The 22,069-nt window shown below is 67.9% G+C and carries 24 protein-coding genes; 16 read left to right on the top strand and 8 right to left on the bottom strand.

What is annotated here, in order from left to right; all coding sequences use genetic code 11:
- Positions 1 to 18 precede the first annotated feature (18 nt).
- A complete protein-coding gene (locus AC3A56_RS02335) occupies positions 19 to 1,110 on the top strand; it encodes a 3-deoxy-7-phosphoheptulonate synthase (RefSeq protein WP_056765413.1) in 1,092 nt (363 codons plus the stop codon).
- An 8-nt stretch (positions 1,111 to 1,118) separates the two neighbouring features.
- Here AC3A56_RS02335 and AC3A56_RS02330 read toward each other — a convergent pair whose 3' ends face one another.
- Positions 1,119 to 1,541: an OsmC family protein gene (locus tag AC3A56_RS02330; protein WP_056765415.1), complete on the bottom strand. Its 423-nt coding sequence runs from the start codon at positions 1,539 to 1,541 to the stop codon at positions 1,119 to 1,121.
- A 144-nt stretch (positions 1,542 to 1,685) separates the two neighbouring features.
- Here AC3A56_RS02330 and AC3A56_RS02325 point away from each other — a divergent pair, with 144 nt between their 5' ends.
- The 9 genes from AC3A56_RS02325 (at position 1,686) to AC3A56_RS02285 (ending at position 8,773) form a co-directional block, all read left to right on the top strand.
- On the top strand, positions 1,686 to 1,961 hold the full coding sequence (locus AC3A56_RS02325) for a GNAT family N-acetyltransferase (RefSeq protein WP_056765418.1): 276 nt from the start codon (positions 1,686 to 1,688) through the stop codon (positions 1,959 to 1,961).
- A 130-nt stretch (positions 1,962 to 2,091) separates the two neighbouring features.
- A complete protein-coding gene (locus AC3A56_RS02320; RefSeq protein ID WP_487769216.1) occupies positions 2,092 to 2,685 on the top strand; it encodes a DUF1345 domain-containing protein in 594 nt (197 codons plus the stop codon).
- An 87-nt stretch (positions 2,686 to 2,772) separates the two neighbouring features.
- A complete protein-coding gene (locus AC3A56_RS02315) occupies positions 2,773 to 3,060 on the top strand; it encodes a pentapeptide MXKDX repeat protein (RefSeq protein ID WP_487769215.1) in 288 nt (95 codons plus the stop codon).
- A 104-nt stretch (positions 3,061 to 3,164) separates the two neighbouring features.
- Entirely contained in the window at positions 3,165 to 4,247 is a 1,083-nt protein-coding gene (locus AC3A56_RS02310; RefSeq protein WP_487769214.1) for an NAD(P)H-dependent flavin oxidoreductase, read from the top strand.
- Between the two features lie 184 nt (positions 4,248 to 4,431).
- Positions 4,432 to 6,738, top strand: coding sequence for an LTA synthase family protein (locus tag AC3A56_RS02305; protein WP_487769213.1), 2,307 nt, complete (start codon positions 4,432 to 4,434; stop codon positions 6,736 to 6,738).
- A gap of 78 nt (positions 6,739 to 6,816) precedes the next feature.
- Complete coding sequence (gene rsfS, locus AC3A56_RS02300; protein WP_082542717.1) at positions 6,817 to 7,215, top strand: ribosome silencing factor; 399 nt, start codon at positions 6,817 to 6,819, stop codon at positions 7,213 to 7,215.
- A 12-nt stretch (positions 7,216 to 7,227) separates the two neighbouring features.
- Complete coding sequence (gene rlmH / locus AC3A56_RS02295; protein ID WP_056715188.1) at positions 7,228 to 7,698, top strand: 23S rRNA (pseudouridine(1915)-N(3))-methyltransferase RlmH; 471 nt, start codon at positions 7,228 to 7,230, stop codon at positions 7,696 to 7,698.
- 23 nt (positions 7,699 to 7,721) lie between these two features.
- Positions 7,722 to 8,171: an N-acetyltransferase family protein gene (locus tag AC3A56_RS02290; RefSeq protein WP_487769212.1), complete on the top strand. Its 450-nt coding sequence runs from the start codon at positions 7,722 to 7,724 to the stop codon at positions 8,169 to 8,171.
- Between the two features lie 26 nt (positions 8,172 to 8,197).
- Positions 8,198 to 8,773 (top strand): Maf family protein, encoded by a 576-nt coding sequence (locus tag AC3A56_RS02285; RefSeq protein ID WP_487769211.1) that lies wholly within the window; start codon positions 8,198 to 8,200, stop codon positions 8,771 to 8,773.
- On the opposite strand, the gene AC3A56_RS02280 is transcribed toward AC3A56_RS02285, so the two are convergent.
- Positions 8,757 to 9,575, bottom strand: coding sequence for a CPBP family intramembrane glutamic endopeptidase (locus tag AC3A56_RS02280; protein ID WP_487769210.1), 819 nt, complete (start codon positions 9,573 to 9,575; stop codon positions 8,757 to 8,759). The genes AC3A56_RS02285 and AC3A56_RS02280 overlap by 17 nt on opposite strands.
- 179 nt (positions 9,576 to 9,754) lie before the next feature.
- Here AC3A56_RS02280 and AC3A56_RS02275 point away from each other — a divergent pair, with 179 nt between their 5' ends.
- The gene (locus AC3A56_RS02275; protein ID WP_056765435.1) at positions 9,755 to 10,531 is read left to right on the top strand and encodes a class I SAM-dependent methyltransferase; all 777 of its coding nucleotides are present in this window, start codon (positions 9,755 to 9,757) and stop codon (positions 10,529 to 10,531) included.
- A gap of 2 nt (positions 10,532 to 10,533) precedes the next feature.
- On the opposite strand, the gene AC3A56_RS02270 is transcribed toward AC3A56_RS02275, so the two are convergent.
- Positions 10,534 to 10,926, bottom strand: coding sequence for an MAPEG family protein (locus AC3A56_RS02270; RefSeq protein WP_056715173.1), 393 nt, complete (start codon positions 10,924 to 10,926; stop codon positions 10,534 to 10,536).
- A 122-nt stretch (positions 10,927 to 11,048) separates the two neighbouring features.
- Here AC3A56_RS02270 and ypfJ point away from each other — a divergent pair, with 122 nt between their 5' ends.
- Positions 11,049 to 11,912 carry a KPN_02809 family neutral zinc metallopeptidase gene (ypfJ, locus tag AC3A56_RS02265; protein ID WP_487769209.1) on the top strand — a complete coding sequence of 288 codons (864 nt, stop codon included), beginning with the start codon at positions 11,049 to 11,051 and terminating at the stop codon, positions 11,910 to 11,912.
- 319 nt (positions 11,913 to 12,231) lie between these two features.
- On the top strand, positions 12,232 to 12,618 hold the full coding sequence (locus tag AC3A56_RS02260) for a YkgJ family cysteine cluster protein (protein WP_056765452.1): 387 nt from the start codon (positions 12,232 to 12,234) through the stop codon (positions 12,616 to 12,618).
- 34 nt (positions 12,619 to 12,652) lie between these two features.
- On the opposite strand, the gene AC3A56_RS02255 is transcribed toward AC3A56_RS02260, so the two are convergent.
- Positions 12,653 to 14,266, bottom strand: coding sequence for a tetratricopeptide repeat-containing sulfotransferase family protein (locus AC3A56_RS02255; RefSeq protein WP_487769208.1), 1,614 nt, complete (start codon positions 14,264 to 14,266; stop codon positions 12,653 to 12,655).
- A gap of 80 nt (positions 14,267 to 14,346) precedes the next feature.
- Positions 14,347 to 16,266 carry a DEAD/DEAH box helicase gene (locus tag AC3A56_RS02250; RefSeq protein ID WP_487769207.1) on the bottom strand — a complete coding sequence of 640 codons (1,920 nt, stop codon included), beginning with the start codon at positions 16,264 to 16,266 and terminating at the stop codon, positions 14,347 to 14,349.
- A 144-nt stretch (positions 16,267 to 16,410) separates the two neighbouring features.
- On the opposite strand from AC3A56_RS02250, the gene fghA reads away from it, so the two are divergent.
- The gene (gene fghA, locus AC3A56_RS02245; protein WP_487769206.1) at positions 16,411 to 17,259 is read left to right on the top strand and encodes an S-formylglutathione hydrolase; all 849 of its coding nucleotides are present in this window, start codon (positions 16,411 to 16,413) and stop codon (positions 17,257 to 17,259) included.
- A gap of 26 nt (positions 17,260 to 17,285) precedes the next feature.
- Here the strand turns inward: fghA and AC3A56_RS02240 are convergent, their stop codons facing one another.
- Together AC3A56_RS02240 and AC3A56_RS02235 are read right to left on the bottom strand one after the other, a co-directional pair.
- Positions 17,286 to 18,617 carry a DEAD/DEAH box helicase gene (locus AC3A56_RS02240; protein WP_056717234.1) on the bottom strand — a complete coding sequence of 444 codons (1,332 nt, stop codon included), beginning with the start codon at positions 18,615 to 18,617 and terminating at the stop codon, positions 17,286 to 17,288.
- A 162-nt stretch (positions 18,618 to 18,779) separates the two neighbouring features.
- The gene (locus AC3A56_RS02235; protein ID WP_056717233.1) at positions 18,780 to 19,439 is read right to left on the bottom strand and encodes a class I SAM-dependent methyltransferase; all 660 of its coding nucleotides are present in this window, start codon (positions 19,437 to 19,439) and stop codon (positions 18,780 to 18,782) included.
- A gap of 143 nt (positions 19,440 to 19,582) precedes the next feature.
- Between AC3A56_RS02235 and AC3A56_RS02230 the strand changes: the two genes are divergently transcribed.
- Positions 19,583 to 20,812 (top strand): MFS transporter, encoded by a 1,230-nt coding sequence (locus tag AC3A56_RS02230; RefSeq protein WP_487769205.1) that lies wholly within the window; start codon positions 19,583 to 19,585, stop codon positions 20,810 to 20,812.
- A gap of 69 nt (positions 20,813 to 20,881) precedes the next feature.
- On the top strand, positions 20,882 to 21,367 hold the full coding sequence (locus AC3A56_RS02225; protein WP_056765475.1) for an FKBP-type peptidyl-prolyl cis-trans isomerase: 486 nt from the start codon (positions 20,882 to 20,884) through the stop codon (positions 21,365 to 21,367).
- A 126-nt stretch (positions 21,368 to 21,493) separates the two neighbouring features.
- Here AC3A56_RS02225 and AC3A56_RS02220 read toward each other — a convergent pair whose 3' ends face one another.
- Complete coding sequence (locus AC3A56_RS02220) at positions 21,494 to 21,994, bottom strand: C40 family peptidase (RefSeq protein ID WP_487769622.1); 501 nt, start codon at positions 21,992 to 21,994, stop codon at positions 21,494 to 21,496.
- Positions 21,995 to 22,069: the final 75 nt, after the last annotated feature.

Below are 22,069 nucleotides of genomic sequence, written 5' to 3'. Positions count from 1 at the left end.
ACCAGGAGAACCGCTGCCATGCACACCACCGACGACCTGCGCATCCGCGCACTCACCCGCCTCAGCACGCCGGCCGAGGTCATGCGCGACTGCGCCGCCACGGCGCCGGCGATCGCCACGGTGGAAGCGGCGCGACAGGCGCTGCACGGCATCATCGGCGGCAGTGACGACCGCCTGGCCGTGGTGATCGGGCCATGTTCGATCCATGACCCGAAAGCGGCGCTGGAGTACGCCGGGCGACTCGCGCCGCTGCGCCGTGAACTCGGCGACGCGCTGGAAATCGTGATGCGGGTGTACTTCGAGAAGCCACGCACCACGGTGGGCTGGAAGGGCCTGATCAACGACCCCGACCTGGACGGCAGCTTCCGCATCGACAAGGGCCTGCGCATCGCTCGCGTCCTGCTGCGCGACATCAACGCGCTGGGCGTGCCGGCCGGTTGCGAGTTCCTGGACATGATCACGCCGCAGTACATCGCCGACCTGGTGGCCTGGGGCGCGGTCGGCGCGCGCACCACGGAAAGCCAGGTGCATCGCGAACTGGCGTCGGGACTGTCCTGCCCGGTGGGTTTCAAGAACGGCACCGACGGCAATGTGCGGATCGCGGTGGATGCGGTGCAGGCGGCGGCCCAGCCCCACCACTTCATGGCCGTCACCAAGGACGGCCAGGCCGCGATCGCCAGCACCAGCGGCAACACCGACTGCCACGTCATCCTGCGCGGCGGCAGGCAGCCGAACTACGACGAGGCGAGCGTGGAGGCGGCCTGCGCTTCCATCGGCAAGGCCGGCTTGCCCGCCCGCGTGATGATCGACGTCAGCCATGCCAACAGTGGCAAGCTGCCGGAGAACCAGCCGAAGGTGATCGACGACCTCGCCCAGCGCATGGCCGCCGGCGAACGGCGCATCCTCGGCGTGATGGTGGAAAGCCACCTGGTCGGTGGCCGCCAGGAATTGCTTGTTGGGCAGCCGCTGCGTTACGGCCAGAGCATCACCGACGGCTGCATCGACTGGGACACCTCGGTCGGCGTGCTGACGAGGCTGGCACAGGCGGTGCGCCAGCGTCGCCAGCACGAGGCGTCCGCTGCCACGGCGGAGGCCATGGCGGCGGCCTGAGCTGCGCGTCAGAGCAGGCGCGCCTCCAGCGTGATCTTCGCATTGAGCACTTTGGATACCGGGCAACCCTGTTTGGTCTCCTCGGTGATGCGCTTGAACGCGTCCGCTTCCGCGCCGGGCACGCGAGCCTCGCAGTCGAGGTGGACGGCGGTGATCGAAAAACCGTCGCCATCCTTGTCAAGCGTCACCACGGCCCGGGTGTCGATGCTGTCGGCGGTCAGTCCGGCGTTGCCCAGGCCCAGCGACAGCGCCATCGAATAGCAGGCGGCATGCGCCGCAGCGATCAGTTCCTCCGGATTGGTGCCGGGGCCGCTCTCGAAGCGGGACTTGAATCCGTACGGCGCTTCGCGCAAGGCGGCGGTCTCGGTCGAGATCGTGCCCTGGCCATCCTTGATGCCACCGGACCAATGGGCGGATGCGGATTTCTTCATGGAATGCTCCTGCGCGGCTGTGGGGTGAAGGCCGACTGTGCGCCCCCGGCCATGTAACTGGCGCGAACGAAGTCGGTGCAGTGCTTCACGCGCGATTGCCGTTGGCGCCGTACCATCGCCGTTTGCGCCCCAGCAGGAACCGCCATGTCCTACGTCATCCGCCACGACCGTGCCGCCCACCGTTTCCAGACCGAGGTGGAGGGTGTGCCGTGCGTGCTCGATTACCTGCTCGCCGCGGGCGTGATGACCATCACCCATACCGGCGTGCCGGCCGAAGTGGGTGGCCGCGGGATTGCCGCGGCGCTGGTCCAGTCCGCGATGGACACGGCGCGCAGCGAGGGCTGGAAAGTCGTCCCGGCCTGCTCGTATGCTGCCGCATGGATGCAACGCCACCCCGACTACGCCGACCTGCTGGCCTGAACCTGCACTGGTGCAGCGCGTGGTGAGCGAGGGCTCCACGCCGGATCGACCGGCCCGGCCGGGCCCGCGGGCATCGCGCGGCTGGCGCCCGTGGACATTCGCCAGGGGGCGCCCACGAACGATCGGTTCGATGCTGGTGTTCGTCGTCGCGGTTGCCGGATTGCTGGTCAGCGGCATGCGGCTGGCCAACGCGGTACTGCTGGCCTTCGATCTCGCCGCGATGATCTTTCTGGGCGTGATGCTCCATCTGTTCAACCGGTCCACGCCGGACACGATGCGCAGCCAGGCGCAGGCGATCGACACCGGTCGCTGGGGCGTACTGCTGGGTGGCGTACTGCTATCGGGCGTGGTGCTGGGCGCACTGGGCATGGAACTGCACGCGGCACGCAGTAGTGGCGTCCTGGCACTGGGCGTGGGCGTGCTCAGCGTGATCCTCAGCTGGCTGTTCCTCAACGTGATGTTCGCGATCCATTACGCGCATGGCTACTACGGCGATTTCGGCAAGCAGCACGCCGGCCTGGAGTTTCCGCATACGCCCGACCCGGACTACTGGGATTTCGCCTATTTCTCGATCGTGATCGGCATGACCTTCCAGGTCTCCGACGTGCAGATCACCAGCAACTACCTGCGCCGCGTGGTGCTGATGCACAGCGTGATCGCATTCTTCTTCAACGTGTTCATCATCGCGATCACGGTGAACATCGTGGCCGGGCAGGGCGGCTGACCCGGCGGGTAACCCGGGCGTGGGCCATGGCGAATGGAGAGGTGGAGCGGCCCGACCGCTCCATCCCTTTTCGAGGAATGACCGATGATGAATGCACGCCTTGCCCTTGCTCTTGCCGCCGCCATGACCTGCGGCCTCGCCACCAGCACCGCGTTCGCCCAGGACGCGATGGCAGCCAGCTCCAGCACCGCGATGTCGCACGACGCCATGTCGAAGGATGCGATGAAGCAGGATTCGATGAAGATGGACGCCATGAAGCACGATGCGATGAAGGCCGATTCGATGAAGCATGGTTCGATGAAGAAAGATGCGATGAAGAAAGATGCGATGAAGAAAGATGCGATGAAGAAGGACGCGATGAGCTCCGGCGGCTGACCGGGCGCCGCCGACGGGGCATCGCGCGGCGACGCGCCGTCGGCGGCTTCAGTTGCCGCGGGTGGCGGTGGATACTTGGCCATCTTTCCCGCAGGCCATCAGCCATGAGCGCGTCGTTCGCCAGCCGGCTCGGCATCGAGCATCCGTTGATCCAGGCACCCATGGCCGGATCGACGTCACCCGCGCTGGTTGCGGCGGTGTCGAACGCCGGCGCGCTGGGTTCGCTGGGCGCCGGTTATCTGGAACCGCAGGCGATCCTCGATCAGGCCGCGGAGATCCGTACGCTGGGCGACCGCCCATATGCGATCGGCCTGTTCGTGTTGCCGGATGAATTCGAGGCCGACATGGCGGCGGTGACGCAAGCGCGCGAACAGCTCGACGCGCTGATGATCCGCGAAGGGCTCGATGTCCGCACCGCCGTGCCCGCGCGCTGGGCGCCGCGATTCTCCGACCAGTTCGCCGCCCTGTGCGAGGCGCGTCCAGCGGTGGCCAGTTTCGCCTTCGGCGTGATCGGCCCCGCGCAGATGCGCGAGCTGCGGCAGCGCGACATCTACGTGATCGGCACCGCCACCACGGTGGCCGAGGCGCGCGCTTGGGTCGAGGCGGGCGCGAACGCGGTTTCGATGCAGGGGGCCGAGGCGGGCGGCCATCGCGGCAGCTTCCTGCATGAAGCGGAGGACGCGATGATCGGCCTGTTCGCATTGTTGCCGCTCACCGTGCGCGCGCTGGCGGCCAGCGGCCGGGAGGTGCCGGTGATCGCCGCCGGCGGCATCATGGACGGTCGCGGCATGCTGGCGGCCGAAGCGCTGGGCGCGGCGGCCAGCCAGCTGGGCACGGCCTTCCTGACCTGCCCGGAATGCCCGGCGGCTACGGCGTGGAAGCAGGATCTGCCCCGGGTCGAAGAACACCGGGTCACCACCATCCGCGGCTTCTCCGGTCGCGCCGCCCGCGGCCTGCGCAACCGTTTCGTCGAGGCGATGCCGGCGGCGGCGCAGGGCCTGCCGTACCCGATCCTCAACGCGCTCACCGCGCCGCTGCGCCGTGCCGCGGCCGCAGCAGGCCGTGGCGACCTGTTGTCCGAATGGTGCGGCCAGGCCGCCGCCCTGGTCCGTCCGCAACCCGCCGCCGAACTGGTCGCGCGACTGATGCACGAGTACCGGCTGGCCCGCCGTTCCCTGGCGCATTGATCCACTCGCGACATGACGGCGGGGCGCGTGCCCGCCGTCGTCCCCATGCCGCCGTGGTGGCAAGCTGGCCGTCCGGTCCGGGTTTGGCTAGCCTAGTCCTCACTTTGTCATGATGGTGACTGGGGCATTGACCATTCCTCGAAGCGAGGTGCGGCGCGGCAGTTTGCGCGCACCGTGGGTTCACGTGGCGCTGCTGTTTGTCGCGTACATCGTGATCCTGACCGTCTACTTCGCCCGCCTGCCCGCGCTTCCCGGGGCGACGCTGATATCGAGCGTGCTGCTCGCCGGCATGCTGGAAGCCCTGGCGTTCGGCTGCCTGTGCACGCTGCTGCTTGGCATGGGGCCGTTGCGCGGAAGCCTGCCGCGCACCGTGCTGTACGCCGTCATCGTCATCGTGTTCACCATGACCTCCGTGGTGCAGGGCTATGCCCTGTTGATCTCCAACAGTTTTGTCAGCGTGCTGGCGCTGGAAAACACGGAGGAGGCTTTCCTCACCGCCAGCCTTGCAAGAAATGCGTTGTTGGTGGCAACGGGGGTGGCCTGCGTCGTGATGCTGCTGTACTCGTGGCGCAGCGCCGGAAGGCAGCTGCCGCGACGACGGCAGCTCGGCTTGCTGCTTGCCGCGTTGCTCTGTTGCGCAGGCGTAGCCGCGCTCAATGGCGGCACCTCATCGGCTGGCAGCGAAGCCCATCTTGCATCCGGCCAGTCGCCGCTCGCCGCCATGATTCGCGCCGGCCTCGACTTGCACACCCCGGCTGAGGTGTCGGATGGATCGCCTGGGCCGTCCGCGGGGGAATCCGTTTGCGGCGTGATCCTGGGTTCCGGTCGTTATCCGTTCCTCAGGGACGGACTGGGCGCTGCGCAGGCGCTGCCGTTTCCCGCGACGCGGGCGGTGCAGCAACCGAACGTGATCGTGCTGTTTGTCGAAGGGGAATCCGCCCGCCTGTTTGAAACCTATGGGGGACGCTATCCCGGTCTCACGCCGAACGTGTCGCGGATGGCCAGCCAGGCGATGGTGGTCGACAATTACTTCAACCATACCGCCGCCACGTTTCGCGGCCTGCAAGGGGTGCTGACCTCCGGCTACCCGTTCCACGGCGGAGCGGACGGCGGGGCCGGCTGGCGCGAGGGGAATGCATCGTCCTATGCAAGACGCTCGTACGCCTCGCTGCCGAAGCTGCTGCATCGGCGCGGCTATGAAACGGTGTTCTTTTCCCCGCACCCGCGGTCGGATGCGTTGACCTCGCTGGTGGGCATGCTGGGATTCGACGATATCTACACGGCGACCCGAAGCCGCAGCGAGCTGCTGCATGTGGCCGAACCCCTGTTCCGCCAGTCGCTGACCGATCGGGAGGCGTATGGCTCGTTGACTCGGTTCCTGCAGCAACGAAAGGACGCGACGCCGTTTTTCGCCAGCCTGTACTCGGTCGGCACGCACGCCTTCCTGGACATTCCCGCCGACGGCATTCCCTATCGCGGTGGCGACGAGCCGAGCCTGAATACGCTGCACACGACCGATGCTGAATTTGGCGCGTTCTACGACTATTTCATGTCGTCGCCGTATGCCGCCAACACGATCCTGGTGCTGACGGTCGATCACGCGCACTATGCCGAGCCGCCGTACGTGCGCGTGGCGGGCGACCATTACAAGCCGTATTTCGTCGATCAGGTGCCGCTGCTGATCCACGCTCCCTGGCTGAAATTGCCGGCACGGCTGGACGCGCATGGGCGCACCTCGGTGGACCTCGCTCCGACCCTCCTGCAATTGCTCGGCATCGACAAGGTCCGCAACAGCTTTCTGGGGTACTCGCTTTTCGACCGTCGCCACGACCGGGGTTTTTCCGTCGCGGCGATCGGCCGGGCGGTCTATGCGATCTACCAGGGGCAGGTCTACGCTCCCGGCGAGATACCGGATCAGATCGCGGCCGCCTATGCGCAGTGCCGGGCGCTGGTGAAGGCCTATTACATGCACGAGGTCGCCAATACGATTTTTCCGGCGGGCGCCGGCCATGGCGAAACGGTGGCGCCTGCGCCTGCGACGGCCGATGCCGGGCTGGATGGTTATGCCATTCGCCTGCCGGCTTCCGCGCTGGCTGCGGCCAGGCCTGCCGGCCACTGCGCGCTCGATCGCGTGGACGGCAACACCCTGAAGCGGGGAGTGGCCACCACGATCCGCTCGGGACAACCGTTCACTACTGGCGGCTGGGTGGTAGATGGCGGCGGTACGGCGCCGGCACAGTTCAGGCTGCTGCTGCGGGGCGACAGCGAGGCGTATGGCTTCCAGGCCCGTACCGGGGTGCCGCGCCCCGATGTGGCCCGGGTGCTGCAGGCCAGCGAGGCAGTGCGTTCCGGGTTCAACATCACCGTTTACCCGGACGACGTGCCGGCGGGAACCTACCGGATGATGAGCCTGGTGGATCGCGGGGCGGCCGGCACGGAAATCTGCGACATGCAGCGGCAGTTGCTCGTCGGCCCCGGGCATGCGCCCTGATCTGCGGCCGCGCCGGCAGGGCGGTTATACTGCGCCCGCGCCATCCTGCGCTGCGACTCCGCACCGAGGCCCATCCTCTTGAGCACTGCCCGTACCAACAAGTCCGTCACCACGGCCACCCTGCGCAAGTCGGTCATCGACGCGCTGGAAGAACTGAAAGCCAAGGACGTGCGCGAGATCGACGTCCGCGGCAAGACCTCCATCGCCGACCTGCTGGTCATCGCGTCGGGCACCTCCGCCCGCCACGTCAAGTCAATTGCCGACGAAGTGGCCAAGTTCGCCAAGAAGGCCGGCGTGATGCCGCTGGGCGTGGAAGGCGAAACCGAGGGCGAGTGGGTGCTGGTCGACCTGGGCGACGTGATCGTCCACGTCATGCTGCCGCGCATCCGCGAGTTCTATGGCCTGGAGCGGCTGTGGACGGTGGGCGACCACGGTCACGAAAGCGAGACTGGCGGCGAAGCCGCACAGGCAGGCTGAGCCGCCGCGTCGATGCGCGCGCGCCTGATCGCCGTCGGTGAACGCATGCCCGGCTGGGTGGCCGAGGGCTTTGCCGAGTACCGCAAGCGGCTTTCGCACGACCTGCCGCTGGATCTGGTTGAGCTGAAACCCGGCACCCGCGGCAAGGGCCGCGATGATGCACGGGCGATCCAGGACGAAGGCGCGGCGATCCTCGCCGCCCTGCCGCACGACATCCATGTGGTCGCGCTGGACGGCCGCGGCAAGACCTGGTCCAGCGAAGAGCTGGCTGCGCAACTGGAGAAGTGGCGCATGGCCGGGCGCGACCTGGCCTTCCTGATCGGCGGTCCCGATGGCCACGCGCCCGAGGTATTGCAACGCGCCGACCAGCGCTGGTCGCTCGGGCCGCTCACCCTGCCGCACATGCTGGTGCGGTTGGTGCTGGCCGAGCAGCTGTATCGTGCGACCACGATCATGAGCGGCCACCCCTATCATCGGGCTTGATGCTTCCTAAGGAGCGCGCGCGTATGTCCTTCTCCGTCCGTCCCGCAACCCGTTCCGATCTCGACGCGCTGGTGCCACTGTTTGATGGCTACCGGCAGTTCTACGGCCAGCCGTCCGATCCGGCGCGCGCGCAAGAGTTCCTGGCGGCGCGGCTTGCCCGGGATGAATCGCTGATCCTGCTGGCCTGCGACGAACACGGCGAAGGGCTTGGTTTCACCCAGCTGTATCCGCTGTTTTCCTCCGTGCGCACGGTGCGCACCTGGCTGCTCAACGACCTGTTCGTGAACGCGTCGGCGCGCCGACGTGGCGTGGCGGCGGCATTGCTGCGCGCGGCGGCGGACCAGGCGCGCGCGCTGGGGGCAGCCAGTCTGTCGCTGTCCACGGCACTGGACAATGCGCCGGCGCAGGCGCTGTACGAATCGCTGGGCTGGCAACGTGACTCGCAGTTCTGCGAGTACGGGCTGACACTCTGACTTTCCCCGCATCCGACGGACTTCGCATGCTGTATCTCGCCTCGCAATCGCCACGCCGCCGTCAGTTGCTGGAGCAGCTGGGCGTGACCTTTGCGGTGATCGATGTCGAGGTGCCCGAGCAGCGCGAACCGGGTGAATCGCCGCAGGATTACGTGAGCCGCGTGGCTCGCGACAAGGCCCGTGCCGGCCTGGCTGCGCTGCCCGATGCGTCGGCGTCCCGGGTGCTGGGCGCGGACACCGAAGTGGTGCTGGACGACGAGGTGTTCGGCAAGCCGCGCGATGCCGCGGATGCGGCCGCGATGCTGCAGCGGCTCTCCGGTCGCACGCATACGGTGATTTCGACGCTGTGGCTGGTCGGCGGGCAGGGCGAGTACCGGGAGGAATGCCTTTCCCTGGTGCGGTTCGGCGCGCTGGATGACGGGGCGATCCAGGCTTACGTAGCCAGCGGCGAGCCGTTCGGCAAGGCCGGCGCGTATGCCATCCAGGGACGCGCGGGGGCCATGATCGAGCATCTGGCCGGCAGCTATTCCGGGGTGATGGGGCTGCCGCTGTTCGAAACGGCGCGACTGCTGCGTCGTGGCGGAGTCACCCCGTCGCCTTGACGGCGATGAACCAGCCGGCGACGGCCAGCAGATTGTTCGTGCCATGCGCCAGCACGGCGGGCCAGATCGACTTCGAACCCAGGCGCAGGACCGCCAGCAGCACCGCCAGCAACAGCAGGCTCGGCACCGCATACCACTGGTAATCCAGCCCCGGCAGATGGATCAGCGCAAACGCCAGTGAACTGAACGCCACCGCCAAGCCGGCACGGCAATGCCTCATCAGGGCCGACAGCAGCACGCCGCGAAACAGCAGTTCCTCCACGACCGGGCCTACGCCGACCACCACCAGCACCAGCAGGAGGCGCGATGCCAGCGGAGTCCGCGCGCCGATCTGCTGGATGTCCTGGGTCACCGGATGGCCCTGCGCCAGCCATTGCGTCAGCAGCGAACCGGTCCACGGCAGCAACAGGCCGGTGGCGATGGCCAGTGCGAAGAACCAGGCACGGCTGGGCGCGACGAAACCCAGCCCCGGCGGCTGACCCGTCGACCACCACGCGCCCCACTGCCGATGCGCCAGCCACAGGGTCAGGGGTGCGGCCGCGCCCAGCGAGACGATCGCCAACCAGGCCTGCATGCCTGGCTGGGCGAGGCTGGTGCCGACGGCAACTTCCAGGCCGGTCGCCGGGTGATCGAACATCGCGGCGAACATGGCTACCAGCGCAAACGCGAATCCGGCCAGCAATTGCAGCGCAAAGTAGCCCGCGATGATGCCTGCCGCGCCGCCCAAGCCCGGTGGCAGTCGATATTTCGTGCTGGAGGGCAGGGCGGGTGGCCGGGGTGTCTGGGTACCACTGACTTCCATGCGTTGATCATGCCTGCGGGATGCGGGTGAAGGCGCGGCGCGCGCTTCGAGGTGTCACCCGCCGGACCGGTCTTCACCCGTGCCGGGAGCGTGCGTGGGCCACGGCTTGCAGCGCGGGGTCATGCCGCTACTATGCCAAACAGCAGAAGCTTGCGTCACCAGTGGCTACAGGGGGTGTGATGGCTATCGACTTCGGCAGGACGGCCGCTGACTACGCGCGCCATCGGGCAGGGTTCCCCGAGATCTTCTTCGAGCGCCTGCTTGGCGACGGCAGCGTCCATCCCGGTGACGCGGCGCTGGATCTGGGCACCGGCACCGGTACGGTCGCCCGCGGGCTGGCCTTGCGCGGCTGCGACGTCACCGGGCTGGATCACTCCGCCCCGTTGCTCGCGCAAGCCGCGGAGCTGGATCGCGCCGCAGGCGTGCAGGTGAAGCAGGTCAGGGCCCGGGTCGAGAACGCCGATTTCGCATCGGCTTCGTTCGACGTGGTGACAGCCGGGCAATGCTGGCACTGGTTCGAGCGGGCCCGCAGCGCCGCGCTGGTGCGCAAGTGGCTGCGGCCCGGTGGCCGCTTCGTGATCGCGCATTTCGACTGGGTGCCGCTCAACGGCAACATGGTGCAGGACACCGAGCGCCTGATTCTTGCCTACAACGCGGGCTGGACCATGCACAGCGGCAGTGGCTTGTATCCGGCATGGCTCAAGGACCTGGCCGAAGCCGGCTTCAACGACCTGCGCACCTGGTCGCTGGATGTCGAGGTTCCCTACAGCCACGCCGACTGGCGGGGGCGCATCCGCGCCAGTGCCGGCATCGGTGCCAGCCTGGACGAGGCGAAGGTGCAACGCTTCGATGCGGAGCTGGCCGAGATGCTGGCCAAGCGCCACGCCGGCGAGCCGATGGCGGTGCCGCATCGCCTGTGGGTGTTGAGCGGCACCGCTCCGGGTTTGCTCGACTGACTTCAGCCGACCATCATCGCGCGCGCCACGCCGATGCAGGCCATCACGAGCGCCGCGGCCCAGCCGAGCATGCTCACCAGATAACCCGGCCCGCGCTTGCTGGCGTCGCGCAGATAGGCCAGGGCATACCACACGCGGCCGACCAGCCAGACCAGGCCCGCGATGCCGGCCCATCCGGTGAAGCCGTAGTGAGCCGCCAGCCACAGCGTCGGCAGGAACATCACCGTGGCCTCCAGCGTGTTCATCTGCACCCGGTAGGCCCGCTCGAAGGCCGGGTCGCCGGTGGTCGCCGGCGCCTTGACGCCGTACTTGCCGCGGGCATGGCCAACCGCCCACATGGTGCCGAACAGCAGCAGTACGGTGAGCAGGGTAACCAGGGCGGGCAGGTGGGTCATGCTGAAATCCTCACGAAGGGTGGCCTACTTTAGCCGTGATGTCCGACGTGGCGCGATGCGCGGCAGCGCGCTATCGTCGCCAGACAGCGCCGAGGCGCACGTACCAGCACTGCGGGGGATCTATGGATTGGCGAAAGGGTGGCAGCAGCAACAACGTCGAGATCGACAGCGGTGGCGGTGGTGGCGGCCGGCGCTTCGGCGGCGGTCGTGGCATGGGCCTGGGCACCATCGTGGTGCTGGCGCTGATCGGCTGGATCTTCTTCAAGAACCCGATGGCGTTGCTGGACCAGGGCAGCATCCAGCCCGGCGCCGGCAGCCAGGCCGGCGTGCCGGCCCAGGTCGATCCCGAGCAGAAGGATTTCGTCAGCGCCGTGCTGCATTCCACCGAGCAGAGCTGGGGCGAGATCTTTCGCGAACACGGCGCCACCTATGTCGAGCCCAAGCTGCACCTGTTCAGCGGTGGCGTAAGCACGGCCTGCGGCAGCGCCAGCACGGCGGTGGGCCCGTTCTATTGCCCGGGCGACCAGAAGGTCTACCTGGACGTGGCGTTCTTCCAGCAACTGCAGGACGAACTGCATTCCTCCGGCGACTTCGCCCGCGCCTACGTGATTGCGCACGAGGTCGGCCATCACGTGCAGAAGCTGACCGGCGTGTTCGACAAGGTCGACCAGGCGCGGCGCCAGGGCGCCCCGATGGATGGCGCCGACGGCTTGTCGGTGCGACAGGAACTGCAGGCGGACTGCTACGCCGGCGTGTGGGCCAACCACAGCCAGAAGGAATTGAACTGGCTGCAGCCGGGTGACATCGAATCGGCGCTCAACGCCGCCAGCCACATCGGCGACGACACCTTGCAGCAGCAGGCGCAAGGCCGCGTGCGTCCGGACACCTTCACCCACGGCACCTCGGCCCAGCGCGTGAAGTGGTTCAAGACTGGCTTCGCCAGCGGCGACATGGCCCAGTGCAACACCTTCGCCGGAGAGCCCTAAAGCAAGCAAGCGCTCGACCTTGAGGTCGAGCGCTCTCCATCTACCTCCCCTGCAAGCAGGGGAGGGCAAGGGTGGGGTCGCTCTTGCAAGCAAGCGCTCAACTTCCGGTCGAGCGCTTTCCGTCTACCTCCCCTGCAAGCAGGGGAGGGCAAGGGTGGGGTTGCTCTTGCAAGCAAGCGCTCAACTTCCGGTCGAGCGCTTTCCGTCTACCTCCCCTGCTAGAGGGGGTCAAAGCGACGTCGCTCCCCCACTCCCCAACCGCCTTCCCGCGCACTAGAATCCGCTCCCTGCGCGCCTCGGGGCGCGCCTGGTCGGTTCGATGGATCATCCCTGTCTGCGTTGCGGTGCCTGCTGCGCGTTCTTTCGCGTGGCCTTCCATTGGTCGGAAGCGGAAGCGTTCCTCGGCGGCTGCGTACCGCCCGAGCTGACCGAAAAACTCGATCCGCACCGGCTGGCCATGCGCGGCACCAACGCCGCGCAGATACGCTGCGTGGCGCTGCAGGGCGTGGTGGGCGAGGCCGCCCATTGCGGCATCTATCCGCAACGACCGTCGGTATGCCGCGAAGTGCAGCCGTCATGGGAGTTTGGCGCGATCAGCCCGCAATGCGACAAGGCGCGGCTGGCCCATGGCCTGGCCGTGCTGACGCCCGGAGACTGGCTCGATCCGTCCGATGCCGGCCTGCCACCCTTGCCGCAAAGTGCCTGAAGCGCTGCCGGTCGGTTTTGCCTGATCGGTGCAGTCAGCCGGTCTTGGGCAGGCCGAGGCCGAAGCGCAGCGGATCGAGCAGGGCGCCGTAATGCCCGGCGCGTGCCGTGTCGTGACGCAACGGCTGGCGTACCTGCGCCGCGCTGGCCGTGCGCACGTTGCGCGAGGCGCGATGGTAGTCGAGGCAGGCCGGGTCGAACGGCAGGTCGCAGAACGCCAGCAGCGCGCGGATCTCGTCTTCCGGTGTGGCCAGCAAGGCCTCGTAGCGCTGGATGCGGATGCGCTGCGGCTCCGTTGCCTGCCAGGCGCCCATGATCCGTTCGTAGTCGCGGACATAGGCGGCGATGTCGGTCAGCGTGCAGGCGAAGTGCGGCAACTTGTAGAACTGCTGCTTGTAGCAGGACCAGCCCGCTTCCAGCGCATCGCGGCGGGCATCGATGATCGGTGCGCCCGGGAGCATCGCGCCCAGCACGCCGGCCAGCAGCCAGTTCGACGGCAGCTTGTCGGTATGCCGGGGCTTGTGTCGGCGCCAGCGGGCGGTGAGCTCCAGATAGCGGCGGCCAAGTCGTTGCCAGTCGTCCGCGCCGGCCTCGCCGATCCATTGCAGCAGGGGTTTCCGCCGCCGCGCGGATTCCTCGCCGAGCACCTGTTCCAGTTCGGTGAGCTCGCTGGCGCCTTCCACCTCGGGATGGGCGGCAAGGATCTGCTCGAACAGGGTCGAGCCCGAGCGTGGCAAGCCCACGATGAAGATCGCTTCGCGCCCGAGGCCCGCATCGATGGGCGGCGGCAGCCGCCGGGATGCCGCAAGCAGGGCTTCGGCGTGGCCGTGGAAGGCCGAGGCCTGCCACGGCCTGATCTCGCGCAGTGCGGCGTTGGCGCGATTCAGCGCGTGGAAGGCCTCTTCGTAGCGTCCCTGATCCTCGCAGACCTTGCCCAGCGCGAAGCCCATCGCGATGCGATCGGCCGGGGCGATGCCGGGCTGTCGCAATGCGGTGCCCAGCTGTTCGCGATCCGCGTCCGACAGCGGCCGCGTCTTCATGTTTGCCAGTCCGCGCCAGGCATCGCCGCAGGCCGGATGCAGGGCCAGTGCGGCACGGTAGCGTGCGTCGGCTTCGTCGAAGCGGCCGGCGTGGACCAGGGCATCGCCGAGCAGGATCAGCGCCGGCAGGAAATCCGCCGCCAGCGCATGCGCCTGCTGCAGCGCCTCGATCGCGTCGTCGGTGTCGCCATGCAGCTGCAGGTTTCGGCCCAGGTTGAACCACGACATCGGCGCAGCCGGCGCCAGCGCGCAGGCTTGCCTCCAGCTGGCGAACGCCGCCTCCATGTCTCCGCGTGCCTGCTGCACACCGCCCAGGTCCGACCAGGCCAGCGCATAGTCGGGCCATTGCGCCAGCACCTGCTGCAGGCAGGCCTGCGCCTCGTCCTGGCGTTGCGCGCGGGTGTGCAGGATGGCGTACAGGCGCAAGGCCTCGGGATGTTCCGGGGCGAGTTCGAGGGTCGCGTCCAGCGCCATGCGCGCCGGCGCTTCGGCGCCATCGCGAATGGCGCGTGCGGCCGCCTGCAACTGTTGCAAGGCCGCCGGCGGCAGGCCATCGATGCGCGGCTCGGAGCCGCTGGGCGGTTGCTGTTCGGCGTTGCGGCTGGGCATGCGACGGGTTCGCGGTGGCGATGATCCGTCGATGTTACGTGGTCGCGCCGCCGCTTATCGAGCGGCGCGACCCGAAGCGCCTACTTGCGCTTTGGCGGCTTGCCGCCGGCGGGGCGCGGCTTGAAGCCGCCGGGCTTCCTGGTGGAACCACCCGGCTTGTGCGACGGCGGCACGCCGGTGCCGGTGTCGGTGCCATCCCACTCGTGGATGCGCAACTGCTGCTGCACCACCCAGACCTTCTTCAGGTGCTCGAACACTTCCTTGGGCATGCCGTCGGGCAGGTCGATCAGGCTGTAGTGGTCGCGGATGCTGAGGCGGCCGATGTACTGGCTTTCCAGGCCGGCCTCGTTGGCGATCGCGCCCACGATGTTGCCCGGCTTCACGCCATGCTCGTGACCCACCTCGATGCGGTAGGTGCGCTTGCCTTCCTCGGTGGCGTGCGCGCGCACCGGGCGCTGGCCGAACTCGCGCGGCGGGGCGCGGTCGTGGGCGCCATGTTCGCGCGGGCGCTGTTCGCCGGGCCTGGATTCGTGCGCCGACGGGTGGCTGGCAGCGCCGGCTTCGCGTGCGTGGGGCGGACGGCGCTCGCTGCCGCGCTCGCGCGGCGCCGCGCGTTCGACCCGCTCGCGCGTGGCCGGTTCGTACTTCTCGCGCTTGGGCGGCGGCGAGAGCAGCAGCGGCTGGTCGCCCTGGGCGATGCGCGCCAGCGCGGCGGCGATCTCGATCGCCGGCACGTTGTGTTCCTGCTCGTACTGCTCGATCAGTTTCTGGAATTCGCCGAGATCGCCCTGCGCCAGCATGTCGGTGATGCGCTGCTTGAACTTGCCGATGCGCACGTCGTTGACCACCTCGACCGACGGCAACTGCATCTGCTCGATCGGCTGGCGGGTGGCGCGCTCGATCGCGCCCAGCATGCCGCGCTCGCGCGGGCTGACGAACAAAATCGCCTCGCCGCTGCGGCCGGCGCGGCCGGTGCGGCCGATGCGGTGCACGTAGCTTTCGGTGTCGTACGGGATGTCGTAATTGAACACATGGCTGATCCGCTCCACGTCGAGGCCGCGCGCGGCCACGTCGGTGGCGACCAGGATGTCGAGCTTGCCGTCCTTGAGCTGCTGGATCACCCGCTCGCGCTGCGGCTGGGCGATGTCGCCGTTGATCGCGGCGGCGGCCAGGCCGCGCGCCTGCAGCTTGCCGGCCAGTTCCTCGGTGGCCTGCTTGGTGCGCGCGAAGATGATCATCGCGTCGAACGGCTCGGCCTCGAGGATGCGGGTCAGCGCATCGAGCTTGTGCATGCCGCTGACGAACCAGTAGCGCTGGTGGATGTTCGCCGCGGTGGTGGTGGAGGACTTGATGGTGACCTCGACCGGCTCCTTCAGATGCCGCTGGGCGATCTTGCGGATCACCGTGGGCATGGTCGCGGAGAACAGCGCGACCTGGCGCTGCGGCGGCGTCGCCTGCAGCACCTTCTCGACGTCGTCGATGAAGCCCATGCGCAGCATCTCGTCGGCTTCGTCGAGCACCAGGTATTTCAGCTCGGACAGGTCCAGCGTGCCCTTGTCCAGGTGATCGATGACGCGGCCGGGCGTGCCGACCACGACGTGCACGCCGCGCTTGAGCGAGTGCAGCTGCGGGCCGTAGCTCTGGCCGCCGTAGATCGGCAGTACCTGCAGCCCGCGCATGTGGGTGGCGTATTTCTGAAACGCTTCGGCCACCTGGATGGCCAATTCGCGCGTGGGCGCCAGCACCAGCGCCTGCGGCTTGCCGGGCTTCAGGTCGATGCGCGAGAGGATCGGCAGCGCGAACGCGGCAGTCTTGCCGGTGCCGGTCTGCGCCTGGCCGAGCACGTCGCGCCCTTCCATCAGTGGGGGAATGGTCGCGGCCTGGATCGGCGAGGGCGACTCGTAGCCGACATCGGTCAGTGCGCGCAGGACGTCGGGATGCAGCTCAAGCGCGCCAAAGCCGGACGGGACCGGGGCGTTGTCGGAAACGGGGGATGACATGGGGGATACCTCTAAAACAGAAAGTGGTCGGGAAGGCGACGCACAAGGCGTGCATTCTACCAGTGCGGAGCGTTGTTGAAGCTGGTGCCGACCGAACCGCGGGCCCGGAAGGTGCGGCTATGCTTGGTCGACGCCTGAAGGACGATGAACATGTTTGAGACGATTTCCGAACAGCGACTGCACGGCGGTGTACAGGGTTTCTATCGCCACCACTCCGAAGCCTGCGGCGGACCGATGCGCTTCGCGGTCTACCAGCCGCCACAGGCGGCTAGCGGGCCGTGTCCGGTGCTGTACTTCCTCGCCGGGCTGACCTGCACGGAGGAAACCGCCACGATCAAGGCCGGCGCACAACGCCTGGCTGCCGAACTGGGCCTGGTGCTGGTGATGCCCGATACCAGTCCGCGCAACACCGGTTTCGAAGGCGCCACCGGCGACTGGGAGTTCGGCGAAGGCGCGGGTTTCTACCTCGATGCCACGCAGGCGCCATGGTCGTCGCGCTTCCGCATGTACAGCTACGTGGTCCGCGAACTGCCCGAGCTGATTGCCACGCGGTTCCCGGTCGATGCCTCGCGCAGCGGCATTTGCGGGCATTCCATGGGTGGGCTCGGTGCGTTGACGATCGCCTTGCGGCACCCGTCGCAGTACCGCTCGGTGTCGGCCTTCGCCCCGATCGTGGCACCGAGCCAGGTGCCCTGGGGGCACAAGGCGCTGCCGCGTTACCTGGGCGAGGACCGTACCGCCTGGGCGGAATACGACCCCTGCGAACTGGTGCGGCGACAGACTTTTCCCGGCACGATCCTGATTGACCAGGGTGAAGCCGATGGCTTCCTCGAAACCCAGCTGAAACCCGAGCTGTTCGACCAGGCCTGTGCCGAAGCCGACCAGCCGCTGCTGTTGCGCCGGCATGCCGGCTACGACCACAGCTACTGGTTCATCACCAGCTTCATCGACGACCACCTGCGCCACCACGCGGCGGCGCTGGGGTTGTCGTAGGGGCTCGCGAGCGGGCCCCTACGGGTTCAGGCCTTGGCGGCCGGGCGCGAGTTCGAGCGGCGACGCTGGTTGCCGGCGGCATGGTCACCGCGGCTACCCTGCGGCGCGTAGCCATTCGGTCGCGCCGCACCGGCGGGCTTGCCCTGACGCGGCGCGCGCTGCTGCTGACGCTGACCACCGCCACCTTGCTTGGGACGCGGCGCGCCGGCATCCAGGCGCAGCGGTGCGGAGGGCTCGTAACCGGTCACTGCGGTGATCGCGATGTCCTGCTTGAGCAGCTTGCGGATGTCGAACAGCAGGCCGGACTCGTCATGGCTGACCAGCGACAGCGCCAGGCCTTCCATGCCGGCGCGCCCGGTGCGGCCGATGCGATGCACGTAATCCTCGGCCACCGACGGCAGGTCGAAGTTGATCACGATCGGCAACTGCTCGATGTCGATGCCGCGGGCGGCGATGTCGGTGGCGACCATCACGGTGACGCGGCCGCTCTTGAAGTCGCTGAGCGCACGGGTGCGGGCGTTCTGGCTCTTGTTGCCGTGGATCGCCGCGCTGCGCAGGCCGGAGGCGTTGAGGAAGGTCACCAGTTTGTCGGCGCCATGCTTGGTGCGGCTGAACACCAGGGTCTGTCGGCGGCTGTCCTGCGACAGCACGTGCAACAGCAGGTCGCGCTTGCGCGACGCGTCGACCGGATGCACCTGGTGGCTGACCAGGGTGGTGACGGTGTTCGGCGCGGAGACCGAGATCTCCTTCGGGTTGTGCATGAACTCCATCGCCAGCGTCTTGATCGCCGGCGCGAAGGTGGCCGAGAACAACAGGGTCTGGCGGCGCTTCGGCACCGACTGCAGGATGCGCTTCAAGGCCGGCAGGAAGCCCATGTCCAGCATGCGGTCGGCTTCGTCGAGGATCAGCGTTTCCACCGCGGACAGATCCAGCGTGCGCTGCTGCATGTGGTCGATCAGGCGGCCGGGGGTGGCGATGACGATGTCGACGCCGCGACGAAGCGCGTTGATCTGCGGGCCCATGCCGACGCCGCCGAAGATGGTGGTGGCGCTGATCTGGATGAACTTGCTGTAGTCACGGATGTTCTCGTGGATCTGCGCGGCCAGCTCGCGGGTCGGGGTGAGGATCAGCGCACGCGGGCGCCGGGTCATGGTCTGGCCGCTGGTGGACAGCTTCTGCAGCAGGGGCAGCGCGAACGCCGCGGTCTTGCCGGTGCCGGTCTGGGCGGCAGCAAGCAGGTCGTGACCTTCCAGCACGGACGGGATCGCCGCGGCCTGGATCGGGGTGGGCTGGGTGTAGCCGTAATCGGCAAGCGCACGCAACAACGCGGGCGCAAGGCCCAGCGAATCGAAAGACATGTAACACTCCTGAGCAACCCGGAGTGTTCATACCGTGTTGCAGACTAAGGGGAAGGGGCGACGGTGTGTCGCAACGTTCGTGGGGGCGAACGCAGAGCGGAGTATAGCCGATCCGGCAAGACCGTGCGCGCGGACCGTTCGTGAAACTGAACGGCCAGCCGATCAGGCCTGAGGTCGGTGCGCCACGATCAGGTAGCTGTTGAACGGCGTGCGCCCGCGCAAGGGCTCGATGCGCACGTCCAGCCCGAGGTCCTCCAGCGGCGCCCGCAGCTCGCTGGCGCTGGGATAGTGCTGCGGGCCGCCGGGAATCCAGCCCGATGCATGCAGGAAGAACTCCTCGATGCGGGTGGCGTGAAACCGCCAGTTCCGTTCGCGCAGCACGTTGCGGATGATCAGTCGACCGGCCGGGGCAAGATGGCGCGCGGCGGAACGCAGCAGGTCGGGCTGGCGGGAGGCGGGCAGGTAGTGCAGCACGTCCAGCACGGTGACGTCACCCTGCACCGACGGCAGCTCGGCCGCGTCGGCGTGTTGCAGTTCCATCAGGTCTTCCAGTCCGCCGCGCTGGGCGGCGAGCCGGCCGGAGGCGATCTTGCGTGGATCGTGGTCCAGCCCGAAGTAGCGCCGCTTCCGGCCCTGGGTGTTCAGATACTGTCCGAGCAGGCCGATGCCGCAACCGATGTCCAGCAAGGGCAGCGAACTTTCGTCCAGCAGCGCCGCGGTGGCGGCGTAGACCGGGTCGCCGGCCAGCTTGCCGCGGACATAGCCGCGCTGGATGACGTTGTCATAACGGCTTGCGATGCGCTGGCGGCTGCGATGATCCATCCGGGTCCCGCGTCTGGAGAGGTCCCTGCAGCCTAAGACATCTGCGGCATGCAGGCCATGCGGGCCTGTTCCACCCGTTGGCACGTCGCCAGGCATACGATGGCGACCAGTCCACGATCCGCTCCTGCCCCGGCGAGGCCACGATGTCACTGCTTGCACCCCTGCGTGAACTCGATTCCACCCAGCGCCATACCGTGCTGGCAAGTTTCCTCGGCTGGACGCTGGATGCCTTCGACTACTTCCTGCTGACCTTCGTGATCGTCACGGTGGCGAAGGAGTTCGAGGTGGCCACGACGCAGGTGATCTATGCGCTGTTCCTGACCCTGGCCGCGCGCCCGCTGGGCGCCTTGCTGTTCGGACGACTGGCCGATCGCTTCGGGCGACGCCCGATCCTGATGCTGGACGTGGTGCTGTTCTCGGTGTTCGAACTGGCCACCGCGTTCGCGACCTCGCTCACCATGTTGCTGGTGCTGCGCTTCCTGTTCGGGGTCGCGATGGGCGGCGAATGGGGCATCGGTGCGTCGCTGGCGATGGAGTCGATCCCGGCGAAGGCGCGCGGGGCCGTGTCCGGCCTGCTGCAGAGCGGTTACCCGTGCGGGTTCTTCCTGGCGGCCCTGGCGAACTGGCTGCTGGTGGATCACATCGGCTGGCGCGGGCTGTTCGTGGTCGGCGCGATTCCGGCCTTGCTGGTGCTGTACATCCGGCGCAAGGTGCCGGAATCGACGGTATGGCAGGCGGGCCAGAGCACCGGTCGTCGCCCCGGCCTGCTCGAATCCATGGAGGGGCACTGGAAGCTGGCGATCTACCTGATGCTGCTGATGATGGCGTTCAACATGTTCAGCCACGGCTCGCAGGATCTTTATCACACCTTCGAGGAATCCAGCCTGCATCTGCCGACCGGTTCGACCGCGGCCTTCGTGCTGGTGGCCCTGCTCAACTTCGGCGCCCTGGTCGGCGGACTCTACTTCGGTGCGCTTTCGGAGCGGATCGGTCGGCGCAGGGCGATGATGATTGCGGCCCTGCTGGCGATCCCGGTGATCCCGCTGTGGATGCATGGCGGTTCGCTGATCCTGCTCGGCCTGGGTGCCTTCCTGATCCAGGTGATGGTGCAGGGTGCCTGGGGCGTGGTGCCTAGCCACCTCAATGAGCTGTCGCCGGCGTTGGTGCGGGGTACCTTGCCCGGTTTCGCCTACCAGATGGGCAACCTGCTGGCGGCAGTCACGGCAACCGCCCAGAACTGGCTGGCGCAGCGGCATGGCGGGGATTTCGCGTTCGCCATGTCGTGGTGGATGGTCGGGGTTGCCCTGCTGCTGGCGCTGCTGCTGTGGCTGGGGCCGGAGGCGCGCGGGGTAGGGCTTGCCGCCGAGCCCTGAGGCCGGTTGCCATCCGTCCGCCGGCGGGCTGCTAGAATCCCCCGTTTGATCCCATCGACGAGACGCGCAATGAAGGCTGGCAAGGACAAGGTCATCGCAATCCACTACACGCTGACCGTGGATGGTGAAAAGGTGGAAAGCTCGCATGACCGTGACGAACAGTTGTGGATACTGCTGGGCCACGGCCAGCTGATCCCGGGCCTGGAAACCGCGCTTGAAGGCCACGAAGCCGGCGACACGCTGTCGGTGGACGTGGCTCCCGCCGATGCCTACGGCGAGCGTCAGGAAGGCCAGATCCAGCGCATGTCGAAGAAATACTTCCCGCAGGCAAACCGCCTCAAGCCGGGCATGACCACCGTGCTGAGCCTCAAGGAAGGCGGCCAGCGCGCGGTGACCGTGCACAAGGTCGGCATGAGCGCGATCGATGTGGACCTGAATCACCCGATGGCCGGCAAGACCCTGCATTTCGACGTCACGGTTGGCGAAGTGCGCGACGCCACCGAAGAAGAAATCCAGCACGGCCACGCCCACGCGCCGGGCGCCGAAGCGCACTGAAAGTGCGCTTCATCAAGTAGAAGTAAAACGGCGCCCTCGGGCGCCGTTTTTCGTTCGCCCTCTCCCCTCCCAGGGGAGAGTTGGAGTGGGGTCGTCCCGGTCTACCCGAAACCCCTTCCCCCACACTCAATCCAGCACCCGCCTCCCATAAGCAAAGTGATCGCCCCAGTACGGCCCGTCGATGTCGTCCAGCCGCACCGTGCCGCCGCTGTTCGGTGCATGCACGAAGCGCCCCTTGCCCACGTACACGCCGACATGGCTGATCGCGCCGCCGATGTCGAAGAACACCAGGTCGCCGCTGGCCAGTTGGGTCATCTGGCGCACTTTCTTGCCGTCCGCCGCCATCTCGTGGGAGGTGCGCGGCAGCTTGATGCCGGTGGCAGTGCGGTAGATGTAGTCGACCAGGCCGCTGCAGTCGAAACCGCCCGCCGGGGTGTTGCCACCCCAGCGATACGGCGTGCCGACCAGTCCGATCGCGCGGAACAGGATGTCGTTCGCCTCGCCGGCGCTGGCCGCCGAGGGCGCGCGCGGCGGCAGGTCGGCCAATGCGGAGTGCGAGGTCTTGTAGGCGGGTTGCGGCCGGCGTGGATTGCCGGAGCAGGCGGCCAGCGCGGCTATCGCCAACATCGGCAAGGCAAGATGCGCAGCTCGTGAGAGCGTGCGTGAGGCGACATGGCTGGCGGCGGGCTGCGTACTCACAAG

The organism is Rhodanobacter sp. Soil_C_14, assembly GCF_057657335.1.
Note: the sequence above shows the minus strand (reverse complement) of the source record. Positions and strands in the feature narration are given on the sequence as shown.